The sequence below is a fragment of the Streptomyces sp. PKU-EA00015 genome, from assembly GCF_013387495.1.
Lineage (GTDB): Bacteria > Actinomycetota > Actinomycetes > Streptomycetales > Streptomycetaceae > Streptomyces.
In genome coordinates this window covers 144,055-156,428 of sequence record NZ_JABZEE010000008.1, presented here as the reverse complement: position 1 = coordinate 156,428, position 12,374 = coordinate 144,055, and the positions used below count along the sequence as shown (strand labels likewise).

The window sequence follows — 12,374 nt, the reverse complement described above, 5'->3', positions numbered from 1 at the left end:
TGAGCCCTGCATCCATCCTTGTCGCGGGAAGATCAACACGCTTCAATGCGGAGTGACGCGGCGCTGTGATCGGTACGGCCCGGATGTGAAGACCTCCGTCCCTCCCCGCCCGGAAGGCCGCCGCCCACCCCCAGCGGCGGCCACCGCTCCGTGATCGTTCACCGCACGCCATGAGCCCCCGGAGGAGTCCATGGGCCACACCGAGGCAGACCTGGCACAGGTGCTGACCACCGGCCCGTTCCACCTGGCCCTGCGCGCCGCCCTCGCGACGCGCGGCCTGCCGCTCCAGCGCGTCCAGCACCACCTCGCCCACCGGGGGATCAAGGTCGGGGTGACCAGCCTCAGTTACTGGCAGCAGGGCGCGCGCCGCCCCCAGCGCCCCGAGTCGCTGCGGGCCGTGCGCGCACTGGAGGACGTGCTGGAGCTGCCCGCGCAGTCACTGGTCCGGCTGCTCGGCCCGGGGACGGACAGCGCCCCCGCGGGCGCGGACCGTCCCGGGGCACGTTCCTACCGCTCGCTCGCGGAGGCCGCCGGCACGGCGGAACGGCTGTTCGCCGGTCTCACGCCGCCCGGGGACGGCGGACTGCACACGGTCGGACACCAGGACCGGGTGCGCATCGACGCCGACCGGCGCCTCGCGGGACGCGACTCCCACCACGTCGTCCGCGCCCAGCGGGACGGCGTCGACCGCTATCTGGCCGTCCACCAAGGCGATCCCGGCTGCGACCCGGCGCGCGTGCGGGTGAGCGCGCTGGAGAACTGCCGGACGGGCCGGGTGCGGTGGGACACCGACACCCGCGTGGTGGTCGCCGAGCTCCTCTTCGACACCCGGCTGTGCGCCGGAGAGACGTACGTCTTCGGTTACGGCTTCGAGGACGGCACCGGCGGTCCGGGCAGCGAGTACGTGCGCGGCTTCGGCTGCGCGGGCGGGCAGTACCTGCTCCAGGTGCGGTTCGACGAAGGCGCGCTGCCGGTGCGCTGCCACCGGTTCGCCCACGCGACGACGGGTGCGCCGCGGGGAGCGCGGACGCGTCTCGCGCTGAGCGGGCGCCATCGCACGGTGCACCTGGTGGAGCAGGGGGTGCGGCCGGGGATCCTCGGGATCGACTGGGACTGGGACTGACGGCGCACGGACCCGTCCGGGCCGGGCCGGACAGGGCCGACCCGTGGGCCGACCGCGCGTGGTGCCGCGGCCGGGGAGTGCGTACGGGTTCGGGCGTCGGGGCCGAGGTCAGGCGTCGGGGCCGGCGACGAGCCTGCCGTCCTCCGTCCTGACCGGGACCTCCGGCAGCGGCACGGTGGCCGGGCCCACGAGCGCCTTGCCGGTCGTCACGTCGAAGCGGCTGCCGTGGCAGGGGCAGTTGCCCTCCGTACCCTCCAGCTTGTCGAGCACGCAGCCCGCGTGCGTGCACTGGGCGCTGAACGCCTTGTACTGCCCCTTCGCCGGGCAGTGCACGACCAGGCGCTGCTCGCGGTAGAGCTTGGCCCCGCCGACCGGGACGGCGTCGGCGGCGCCGAGGTCGACGGGCGCGGTGGGCGTCGGGTTCTCCGCGTGGCCGACCTTGGACTCGGTGGAGCAGGCGGCGACGCCCAGCCCGGCGGCCCCGGCAAGGGCAGCGCCCTTCAGGACGGTACGACGGGCGGGCGGCTGGCCGGGCATGGGAACTCCACTGTTCAGGGCGTCGGGGGCGTCCGAGGGCGCGTGTCGGTGACAGAAACGACGATACCGGCGGAGATCGGCGGTGCCCGGGGCGGGCTCCCTGGTCGGGCGCGCGGGCATCGGCTACCTTCTGGCCCGTGATCGTCGTCGCCGGTGAGTCCCTGATCGACCTGGTCCCGCAGGGGGCCGCCGCTCCCCTGCCCGCGCTGCTGCCCCGCCTCGGCGGCGGGCCCTACAACACGGCGGTGGCGCTCGGTCGGCTGGGCTCCCCGGTGGCGTTCTGCTCTCGGGTGTCGACGGACGCCTTCGGCGAGGCCCTGCTGGGCGGGCTGCGCGCGGCGGATGTCGACGTCTCCCTGGTCCAGCGCGGCCCGGAGCCGACGACGCTGGCGGTGGCCGCGATCGGCTCGGACGGTTCGGCCGGGTACGGCTTCTACGCGCAGGGCAGCGCGGACCGTCTCTTCGAACTGCCCGGCGCTCTGCCCGAGTCCGTGCGGGCACTGGCGCTGGGCACGTGCTCGCTGGTGCTGGAGCCGGGCGCGACCGCGTACGAGGCGCTGCTGCGGCGGGAAGCGGCGCGCGGGGTCTTCACGCTGCTCGATCCGAACATCCGGGCCGTTCTGATCCCCGATGCGGGCGCCTACCGGGCGCGGTTCGCGGGGTGGCTGCCGTTCGTCTCACTGCTGAAGCTCTCCGAGGACGACGCCGAGTGGCTGGGCGGCGTGCCCGAAGGGCCGGAGGCGGTGGTGCTGACCCGGGGTGGCTCGGGGCTGACGGTGCGGACCAGGGCCGGTGTCGAGGTCTCGGTCCCGGCCGCGCCGGTGACCGTCGCGGACACCATCGGGGCGGGCGACACGGTGAACGCGGCGCTTCTCCACGGGCTCGCGGCCCGGGACGCGCTGTCACCCGCCGCGCTGTCCGCGCTGGACGCGGCTGCCTGGACCGAGGTGCTGACGTTCGCGGCGCGCGCGGCGGCGGTGACGTGCTCCCGTACGGGTGCGGAACCCCCGTACGCCTGGGAGCTGACCCAGGGAGCAGCCGCAGATCCTGCGCCGGGGCACTCGAGCCCCGCCGGCGCGTGAGGCGCGAGGTCTGAGCCCGACGGGTGCGTGGGACGCACCGGCCCCCCGGTGCTCGAGGGCGGTCTTCCGGGGCCGGAACCCCGGAAAGACCGCACCCGCAACGGCGGGGCCGCCCCCGTCAGGCGCGACGCGCTCGCGCCGCCGCCGTCGTCTTCTTCGCCGCCACCTTCCGCGCGGGCTTCCGCGCCGCCGGCACCGACACCGCGTCGCTGATGCGCTCCGCGTCCAGGATGTCGCGCAGGAACTTGCCGGTGTGGCTCGCCGGGACGCCCGCGACCTGCTCCGGGGTGCCCTCGGCGATGACGAGTCCGCCGCCGCTGCCGCCCTCGGGACCCATGTCGACGACCCAGTCGGCCGTCTTGATCACGTCCAGGTTGTGCTCGATGACGATCACCGAGTTGCCCTTGTCGACGAGGTTGGACAGCACGTTGATCAGCTTGCTGATGTCCTCGAAGTGCAGACCGGTCGTGGGCTCGTCCAGCACGTAGACCGTGCGCCCGGTGGAACGCTTCTGGAGCTCGGAGGCCAGCTTCACGCGCTGTGCCTCACCGCCCGAGAGCGTCGGAGCGGACTGGCCGAGCCGGACGTATCCGAGGCCGACCTCGTGGAGCGTGCGCAGGTGGCGGGAGATCGTCGGGACGGCCTCGAAGAAGTCCAGCGCCTCCTCGATCGGCATGTCCAGCACCTCGGCGATGGACTTGCCCTTGTAGTGGACCTCCAGCGTCTCGCGGTTGTACCGCGCCCCGTGGCAGACCTCGCACGGGACGTACACGTCCGGCAGGAAGTTCATCTCGATCTTGATCGTGCCGTCGCCGGAGCAGTTCTCGCAGCGGCCGCCCTTCACGTTGAAGGAGAAGCGGCCGGGCAGATAGCCCCGGACCTTCGCCTCCATCGTCTCGGCGAAGAGCTTGCGGACGTGGTCGAAGACGCCGGTGTACGTCGCCGGGTTCGACCTCGGGGTGCGGCCGATCGGCGACTGGTCCACGTGCACGACCTTGTCGACGAGGTCGTCGCCGTCGACGCGGGTGTGCCGTCCCGGCACCGACTTGGCGCCGTTCAGCTCGCGCGCCAGGTGGGTGTAGAGGATGTCGTTGACCAGGGTCGACTTTCCGGAGCCGGAGACACCGGTGACCGCGGTGAGAACGCCGAGCGGGAAGGACACGTCGATGTCCCGCAGGTTGTTCTCCCGGGCGCCGTGCACGGTGAGCCGGCGCGTCGGGTCCACCGGGCGGCGAAGCTCGGGCGTCGGGATGGACCGCTTGCCGGAGAGGTACTGCCCGGTCATGGACTCCTTGTTGCCCAGCAGCTCCTTCAACGGGCCGGAGTGGACGACCTTGCCGCCGTGCTCGCCCGCGCCGGGGCCGATGTCGACGACCCAGTCCGCGACCTTGATCGTGTCCTCGTCGTGCTCGACGACGATCAGTGTGTTGCCCATGTCCCGCAGGCGCACCAGCGTCTCGATGAGCCGGTGGTTGTCCCGCTGGTGCAGGCCGATGGACGGCTCGTCCAGCACGTACAGCACGCCGACCAGGCCGGAGCCGATCTGGGTGGCGAGCCGGATGCGCTGCGCCTCGCCGCCGGAGAGGGTGCCTGCCGCACGGTTGAGGGAGAGGTAGTCGAGGCCGACGTCGACGAGGAAGCGGAGCCGCTCGTTGACCTCCTTGAGGACGCGCTCGGCGATCTTCTTGTCGCGGGCGCTGAGCTTGAGGCGGCCGAGGAATTCGGCGCACTCGCTGATCGACATCGCGGAGACCTCGGCGATGGACTTCTCCATCACGGTGACCGCGAGGACGATCGGCTTGAGGCGGGTGCCCTCGCAGGTCGGGCACGGGACCTCGCGCATGTAGCCCTCGAAGCGCTCCCTGCTGGAGTCGCTCTCGGCCTCGGAGTGCCGCCGCTTCACGAACTGGACGGCGCCCTCGAAGGCGGGGGTCGTGTACGCGCGCTCCCGGCCGTACCTGTTGCGGTAGCGGACCTCGACCTGGGTCTTGTGGCCGAACAGCAGGGCCTTCTTGGCGCGCTGCGGCAGACCGGCCCAGGGCATGTCGGTGGAGAAGCCGAGCGCCTGGGCGAGCCCGCCGATCAGGCGCCCGAAGTATTCCTTGGTGTGGCCGTGCGACCAGGGGTGGATCGCGCCGTCGTCGAGGGACCTCTCCTCGTCGGGGACGATCAGCTCGGGGTCGACCTCCATGCGCGTGCCGATGCCGGTGCAGTCGGGGCAGGCGCCGAACGGCGAGTTGAACGAGAAGGAGCGGGGCTCGAGCTCCTCGAAGGACAGGTCGTCGTAGGGGCAGTACAGGTGCTCCGAGTACATCCGCTCGCGGTCGGGGTCGTCCTCGGGGAGGTCGACGAAGTCGAGCACGACCATGCCGCCGGAGAGGCCGAGCGCGGTCTCGACGGAGTCGGTCAGCCGGCGCTTGGCGCTGTCCTTGACGGTGAGGCGGTCCACGACCACCTCGATGGTGTGCTTCTCCTGCTTCTTCAGTGTGGGCGGCTCGGCGAGCTGGATCGTCGTGCCGTCGACCCTGGCACGGCTGTAGCCCTTGGTCTGGAGGTCGGAGAAGAGATCGACGAACTCGCCCTTGCGCTCGCGCACCAGCGGCGAGAGCACCTGGAAGCGGCTGCCCTCCGGCAGCTCCAGGACCTTGTCGACGATCGCCTGCGGCGACTGGCGCGAGATGGGACGGCCGCACTCGGGGCAGTGCGGCTTGCCGATGCGGGCGAACAGCAGACGGAGGTAGTCGTAGACCTCGGTGATCGTGCCGACCGTGGAGCGCGGGTTGCGCGAGGTCGACTTCTGGTCGATCGAGACGGCCGGCGACAGGCCCTCGATGAAGTCGACGTCCGGCTTGTCCATCTGACCGAGGAACTGCCGGGCGTACGAGGAGAGGGACTCGACGTAGCGGCGCTGCCCCTCGGCGAAGATCGTGTCGAACGCGAGGGACGACTTGCCCGACCCCGAGAGCCCGGTGAAGACGATGAGGGAGTCGCGCGGGAGGTCGAGCGAGACGTTCTTCAGATTGTGCTCGCGCGCGCCACGGACGATGAGACGGTCGGCCACGCCGGTCCGCACCTTTCTTGAGAGAAGCGGGGGCACGGCCCCCGTCCCAGACTGTTCCAAGCCTAGGGGGGCCGCCAGATGGATGAATGCCTGACTTTCAAGGATGCCTCCACCGAGCGTATAGCACGCGCATTCGATTTATGGACGCCCGTCGATTCCTTCACCCGAACGAGTACCGAGGGCTAGGGTCTGCCTCGTGATCGATCCTCTGAACGACCTGCGCTCCGTACGTGAAGCGACCGACCGGCTCCTCACCGCCGTCGCCGCACTGGACAACGCCGCCGTGGCACGGTCGTCACGGCTGCCGGGCTGGACGCTCGGCCATGTACTGGCCCATCTCTCCCGTAACGCCGACGCGCTCGTGAATGTTCTCCAGGGCCGCCCGATGTACGTCAGCGGCGAGGCGCGCAACGCCGACATCGAGCGCGACGCACCCCGGCCCCTCGCAGGGCAGCTCGACGACCTGCGGGAGAGTGCCGCACGATTCCAGGACGCCGGCTCCGTGCCCGCGGACTGGGACCGCACGGTCGAACTGCGCAACGGCATCACCGACCGGGCGGCGCGGGTGCCGTTCCGCCGCCTGATCGAGGTGGAACTGCACCACGTCGACCTGGGCATCGGCTACGAGCTGGAGGACCTGTCGAAGGAGTTCACCCAGCGGGAGACCGACTTCCTCGCCCAGCGCTTCCGCGGCGCCGCGAACGTCCCGCCGACGCGGGTCCGCACCACCGGAGGCGAGTGGCGCACGGGTGGCGACGAAGGACCCGAGGTGACGGTGTCCGGGACGCCTGCGGACGTGCTGGGCTGGCTCGCGGGACGGCGGGAAGGCGCGGCGCTGGAGGTGTCGGGAGGACCGCTGCCCGTACTGCCCCCGCTATAGGCTGAGACCTATGACTTACAGCGGAGTGGTGAAGGTCGGCGGGCCCGCGGACGTGCACGAACTGACGGACCTGATGATCTCCAAGGTCGCGGTCGGCCCGATGGACAACAACGCCTATCTGCTGCGCTGCCGGGCCACCGGCGAGCAGCTGCTGATCGACGCCGCCGCCGAGCCCGACACCCTGCTGCGGCTCATCGGCGACGACTCGATCGCGTCGGTCGTCACCACGCACCGCCACGGCGACCACTGGCAGGCACTCGCCGAGGTGGTCGCGGCGACGGGCGCCCGGACCTACGCGGGGCGCCACGACGCCGAGGGGATCCCGGTGCCCACCGATGTCCTGGTGGACGACGAGGACACGATCCGGGTGGGCCGCGTCGAGCTGACCGCCCGTCACCTCGTGGGCCACACCCCGGGATCGATCGCGCTGGTCTACGACGACCCGCACGGGCATCCCCATGTGTTCACCGGCGACTGCCTCTTCCCCGGCGGTGTGGGCAACACCCATGACGATCCGAAGGCGTTCACCGATCTGCTGAACGGTGTCGAGGAGAAACTCTTCGGCCGGCTCCCCGACGAGACCTGGGTCTACCCGGGCCACGGCAAGGACACGACGCTGGGCGACGAGCGCCCGAAGCTGCCGGAGTGGCGCGAACGCGGCTGGTAGTCCCCGCCGTTCCCGCTCAGGCCGCCGGCTCGGGTGCGGTTCCTGGCGGCTCCGGCGCCTGAGCGGGTGCGGTTCCGGACGGCTCCGGCGTCGGAACGGGCACGTGCGGGGCGGCCGCGTGGGCGGCGAAGCCCTCTGCGACGCGCGTCGGCAGCGGCCCCAGGCCCAGCAGGCCGGTGACCGCCGCGGTGGTCAGGGCGTGCCAGGTGGCGGCACCGCGCAGCATGGCGTGGTCACCGCCGGACACGGGCAGGGTGCAGACCTCCGAACCCGCGGTCCGGGCACGGGCGGCGAGGGCCCAGGTGTCGGCCGGGTCGGTCACCCGGTCCCGGTCGCCGTGCAGCAGGACGACACGCCGGCCTGCCAGGTGACCGACCGGTTCGTCCGCGGGGCACCAGGGCGCGAGCCCGACCACGGCGGACACCAGGGGGTGCCCGGCGACGCGCAGGGCGGCCCGGCCCCCCATCGAATGGCCGACCAGGACGACGGGTACGTGACCGGTCACCCGGGACAGCTCCTCCAGGGCTCGCGTCGCGTCCCGCGCCGCGTCGGCGCGCTCCCCGTTCCAGCCGCGGTGGACGTAGCGCACCCGGCCGAGGGCGATGGCGTGGCCGGCGGTGGCTCGTGCGACGGACCTGGCGAAGGGACGCATCCGGACCGCTGGCAGATTGACGACCGGCGGCGGCTCCAGGGCGTCGGCCCGGCCGCCGTGCAACAGCAGGACGGCACCCCGGGGCGCTTCGAGGGCGCGCAGCGGCACCAGGGCGGAGGACGCGGTCTGGTCTCGGCGTACGGCTATGGCTCTCACGTCCTCGGCGCTCGGGGCTGTCGCACGCCACGGTATGCCGAGCCGGTGGGAGCCGTGGAGGCGGCACCGGCCCTGCGGAAATCCCCGGGCATCCGGCGGACTCACCAGCCCCGGAGTCCGCGGAAAAGAACCGGTCCGGAGGCGGGATACGCAGCCGGCCGGGGCGAGGGCTTTCGTCCTCGCCCCGGCCGGGCTGTCACCGCGGATGACCGGGCCTGGTGGCTCAGGCGTCGATGCTGTCCTTCTCGGCACGGTCGTCGCCGGCGGCCTGCCCGGCCTCGGCCGCTTCTCGCTCGGCCTGCTTCCTGGAGGCGATCAGGCTGGTGATCGTGGTGACGACCAGCACGCCGCAGATGACGGCCAGCGAGAACGGGATCGAGATCTCGGGCACGTGCACCCCGCTCTCGTGCATCGCGTGCAGCACCAGCTTGACGCCGATGAAGCCGAGGATCACCGACAGGCCGTAGCTGAGGTGGACCAGCTTCCTCAGCAGTCCGCCTATGAGGAAGTACAGCTGGCGCAGACCCATCAGCGCGAACGCGTTGGCCGTGAACACGATGTACGGGTCCTGGGTCAGACCGAAGATCGCGGGGATGGAGTCCAGCGCGAAGAGCACGTCGGTGGTGCCGATGGCGAGCATGACCACCATCAGCGGAGTCAGGACGCGCTTGCCGTTGTTCCGGATGAACAGCTTCGTGCCGTGGTACTTGTCGGCGACGCCGAACTTCTTCTCGATGGACTTGAGGAGCCTGTTCTCCTCGAACTCCTCCTCTTCCTCGTCCGAGCGCGCCTCCTGGATGAGCTTCCAGGCGGTGTAGATGAGGAAGGCGCCGAAGAGGTAGAACACCCACGAGAAGCTGGCGATGATGGCGGCGCCGGCGGCGATGAAGATCGCCCGCAGCACGAGGGCTATCAGTACACCGATCAGCAGCACCCGCTGCTGGAGGTGGGAGGGCACCGAGAACTTCGCCATGATCAGGACGAAGACGAAGAGGTTGTCGACGCTCAGCGACTTCTCGGTGATGAAGCCCGCGAAGAACTCGCCGGACGCCTGGCTCTCGCCGAACACGAGCAGGCCCACGCCGAAGAGCGCGGCCAGCACGATCCAGACGACCGTCCAGATACCGGCTTCCTTGATCGATACGTCATGGGGCTTCCGCCCGATGAAGAAGTCGACCGCGATCAGGGCGCTGAGACCGAGAATGGTCAGCGCCCAAAGGGTCATGGAAACGTCCACTGTGCCTCCGGCTTCGTACGGCTACTGATCAGCGTCGTCGCTGCCGGAGGTCTCCTCCACCCCGTGCGGTGTCGTGCCGCACCACGGGCCGGCGCCCCGGGACCTTCTCTGTCGGTCCGTACTGACGGGCACGCCGCGAGTCGGGAGTACTCCCCTCCGCCCAAGGAACAGTACAGGAAAGACCAAGGAAAGGTAAAGCGAAGGGTAAAGCGGCTACCAAGTGCCCAGGTCAGCGGCCCCACGAGCGGCGGGCGTCGGCCACCTGGTCCAGCACCTGACGCAGCACGGCACTGCCCGGCGGCACGGGCAGCGGCTCGTACGTCCACGCGTGCCGCACCCAGGGGTCGGCGAGGTGGTCGTCGGGCACGGGCGTGATCCGAAGGAGCGAGCGCCACAGCGGATCCAGCACCGGGCCGTAGGCGGAGGCGTCCTCGCGATCGGCGACCATCAGCAGATGGACTCCGACGGCCGGTCCCTCGTCGGCGAGGTACCGCAACTGGGTGACCGCCCGGTCGTCGAAGCCGTGCGGGAAGTCGTTGACGATCAGGAGCTGCTCGGCCCGGTCGAGATCCGGCGGCAGGGAGTCGGCCGCGTCACCGCGCAGCGCCATCGTCACGAGGTCGACCCGCTGCGTCAGCCGGGCGAGGACGGAACTCACACCCTGGGCTCCCGCCGCCGGCGGCCCGGCGAGCACGCCCGAGCCCACCAGCGGGGCCAGGGACCCGGCCGCCGACCCCGCGGGGTCGATCACATGCACCGAGAACTCGCCGGGCGGGTACACCGCGACGAGCCGGGCCGCGAGCGCGACCGCCGTGTCGGCGGCCTGCCGGCGCAGCACTCCCTCGTCCAGCGCCATGGCCGCGTCCGAGCTCGACCGTCCGCTGTCCACCCACAACCCGCGCTCCAGCGGCAGCCGTACGAGCAGCGGGAGGCGCAGTTCTGGGCTCTCGGGCAGGTGGATGTCCCCGATACGCAGCGCCATGGGGATCTCCATCGGGACGCGGTAGGCGTGCCAGACCGGGTTGTCCCAGCGCGCGAAGGCCGGTGGCAGCGCGGGCTCGACGACCTCCGCCTCGGCGGTGAGCTGGGCCAGATCGCGGTCGAGGACCTGCCGGGCCTGATCGGTCAGCTGCTCGTACTTGGCGCGGGCCGCGGCCCGCGCCGCGTCCCCGCCGCTGCCGATGCGGCTGCGCGGGTCGGACAGGACCTGGTCGAGCTCCTTGTCCATGCGGTTCTCGGCGAACTCGACCGCACTGCGGTACGCGGCGACGGTCCGGGCCAGGTCCTCGAACATGCCCCAGATCTGGTTGTAGAGGCGCTCCTCCATCGACCAGCCGGTGGCGTCGCCCGCGACGGGCGCGGAGGGGCGGCCGGGCTCCGCCGGCGGTGCGGCCGGGGGCGGCGGCGGGGCCGCCGACTGACGCCGGGGGTGCGTGTAGTCGACGGGGCCGCTCGGGACCTGCGGCGCGTCCGGCCCCGGGGTGTGCTGCGGGCCCGCGGAGGCCGCCGCGGCCTGGGCCGCGGGCACGGACAGCCCGTCGGAGAGCGAACGGCCGCCGGACGGCGTCGCCTCGGGGGCCGAGGACTGGTCGGGGGCGGCGGGGGCGGCCGGACCCGCGTCGGCGCTCGTGGCCAGCCGCGCCGGTTCGGTGCGGGGGGCCGGGAGGGCCACGGTCGCCTGGATGCCGGCGGCGACCTCCCGGGCGCGGGCGAGGCCCTGGTCGGCGAGGAGGTCCGCGAGGCCGCCCTCGTAGCCCTGGCCCACCGCCCGGATCTTCCAGGCGCCCTGGCGCCGGTAGACCTCGACGGCGACGAGCGCGGTCTCGGTGTCGAGGCCGGTGATGGTGAAACTGGCGATCTCGTCGCCGTCGTCGCCGACGACGGCGACGAAGGGCGCGGCGGTGGCGCCGAATCGGTCGGGACCGCCCCCGCCCGCGAGCGCGAGGAGCACGTTGATCTGCTGCACCGCCTCGGGCACGGCGTCCAGCTGGAGCACGAACCGGGGCGTCCGGTCGGCCTGTCCCGGCACCTCGACGCCGGGCAGCGCGCGGGCGCCGGGATGGGCGACCCACTCCTCGCGCCCTGTGCCGCGGTCGTCGACGTAGCTGGCGCAGGCCACGACCGGATGACCGGCCGACACCCGTACCTCCAGCCGGGTGTGCGGCAGGGGGTGGTTCTGCCCCCGGACCAGCTCGGCCGTCATCGCTCTGTCCCCTCGGTGTTCTGCGGTACGCGTGGTGTGTGCGTCGGATGTCGTGCGGCGTCGCCGGTGCGCGGGCGGCCGGCGGTTCGCGTCGTGCGGTGCAAGCGGTGCAGCTCCCGGCGGCGATGCCTCCGGGAGCTGCGGGTCCGTCGATACGGTCCGGGCCTGCGGTGAACGCCTACAGGTGCGGCAGGATCGCCGGCATCAGGTCCTGGAACGTACGGCCGTTGGCCGGGTTGCCCAGGGCGGTCATCTGCCAGCCGCCGCCCGCGCGGTGCACCTTGGCCATGATCTGCGCCGTGTACTGGCCGCCGCCGTCGAGCGTGTAGCGGGCGAGCTCCTGACCGTTGGTCTCGTCGACGATGCGGCAGAAGGCGTTCTGCACCTCCTGGAACGTCTGGCCGGTGAAGGAGTTCACCGTGAAGACGATCTGGTCGATGTGGACCGGCACCCGCTGCAGGTCGACGAGGATCGCCTCGTCGTCGCCGCCGGAACCGGCGCCGCCCACCAGGTTGTCACCGGTGTGCTTGACCGAGCCGTCGTCGCTGACGAGGTGGCGGAAGAAGACCACGTCCACCGGCTGCTTGTCGGCGAACAGCACGGCCGACGCGTCGAGGTCGATCTCGCGGGTGCGCGAGCCGAACAGACCACGGCGCGGGGCCGCCTGCCAGCCGAGCCCCATCCGCACAGCCGTGAGGGTGCCCCCGTCGCTCTTCTGCAGGCTGATGGCCTGACCCTTGGTCATGTTGACCGTCACGCGCTGTCCCCTTCTTGAG

The 12,374-nt window shown here is 72.0% G+C and carries 10 protein-coding genes; 4 read left to right on the top strand and 6 right to left on the bottom strand.

What is annotated here, in order from left to right:
- Window positions 1-190: 190 nt before the first annotated feature.
- The gene (locus tag HW130_RS08585; RefSeq protein ID WP_177148835.1) at window positions 191-1,123 is read left to right on the top strand and encodes a hypothetical protein; all 933 of its coding nucleotides are present in this window, start codon (window positions 191-193) and stop codon (window positions 1,121-1,123) included.
- A gap of 108 nt (window positions 1,124-1,231) precedes the next feature.
- Here HW130_RS08585 and HW130_RS08580 read toward each other — a convergent pair whose 3' ends face one another.
- Window positions 1,232-1,660 (bottom strand): Rieske (2Fe-2S) protein, encoded by a 429-nt coding sequence (locus tag HW130_RS08580; protein ID WP_177148834.1) that lies wholly within the window; start codon window positions 1,658-1,660, stop codon window positions 1,232-1,234.
- 137 nt (window positions 1,661-1,797) lie between these two features.
- On the opposite strand from HW130_RS08580, the gene HW130_RS08575 reads away from it, so the two are divergent.
- Window positions 1,798-2,742, top strand: coding sequence for a carbohydrate kinase (locus tag HW130_RS08575; RefSeq protein WP_177148833.1), 945 nt, complete (start codon window positions 1,798-1,800; stop codon window positions 2,740-2,742).
- Window positions 2,743-2,860: 118 nt separating this feature from the next.
- Here HW130_RS08575 and uvrA read toward each other — a convergent pair whose 3' ends face one another.
- Window positions 2,861-5,803: an excinuclease ABC subunit UvrA gene (uvrA, locus tag HW130_RS08570; RefSeq protein WP_309140365.1), complete on the bottom strand. Its 2,943-nt coding sequence runs from the start codon at window positions 5,801-5,803 to the stop codon at window positions 2,861-2,863.
- Window positions 5,804-5,999: 196 nt separating this feature from the next.
- Between uvrA and HW130_RS08565 the strand changes: the two genes are divergently transcribed.
- Window positions 6,000-6,683 carry a maleylpyruvate isomerase family mycothiol-dependent enzyme gene (locus HW130_RS08565; RefSeq protein ID WP_177148831.1) on the top strand — a complete coding sequence of 228 codons (684 nt, stop codon included), beginning with the start codon at window positions 6,000-6,002 and terminating at the stop codon, window positions 6,681-6,683.
- A gap of 10 nt (window positions 6,684-6,693) precedes the next feature.
- Entirely contained in the window at window positions 6,694-7,350 is a 657-nt protein-coding gene (locus HW130_RS08560; RefSeq protein ID WP_177148830.1) for an MBL fold metallo-hydrolase, read from the top strand.
- A 16-nt stretch (window positions 7,351-7,366) separates the two neighbouring features.
- Here the strand turns inward: HW130_RS08560 and HW130_RS08555 are convergent, their stop codons facing one another.
- The 4 genes from HW130_RS08555 to HW130_RS08540 all read right to left on the bottom strand — a co-directional run bounded on the left by HW130_RS08555 (window position 7,367) and on the right by HW130_RS08540 (window position 12,355).
- Window positions 7,367-8,158 (bottom strand): alpha/beta hydrolase, encoded by a 792-nt coding sequence (locus HW130_RS08555; RefSeq protein ID WP_375256515.1) that lies wholly within the window; start codon window positions 8,156-8,158, stop codon window positions 7,367-7,369.
- A gap of 223 nt (window positions 8,159-8,381) precedes the next feature.
- On the bottom strand, window positions 8,382-9,395 hold the full coding sequence (locus HW130_RS08550) for a TerC family protein (protein WP_177148829.1): 1,014 nt from the start codon (window positions 9,393-9,395) through the stop codon (window positions 8,382-8,384).
- A gap of 229 nt (window positions 9,396-9,624) precedes the next feature.
- Window positions 9,625-11,598, bottom strand: a complete 1,974-nt coding sequence (locus HW130_RS08545) for a TerD family protein (protein WP_177148828.1) — start codon at window positions 11,596-11,598, stop codon at window positions 9,625-9,627.
- Between the two features lie 178 nt (window positions 11,599-11,776).
- Window positions 11,777-12,355: a TerD family protein gene (locus tag HW130_RS08540; RefSeq protein WP_124277026.1), complete on the bottom strand. Its 579-nt coding sequence runs from the start codon at window positions 12,353-12,355 to the stop codon at window positions 11,777-11,779.
- Window positions 12,356-12,374: the final 19 nt, after the last annotated feature.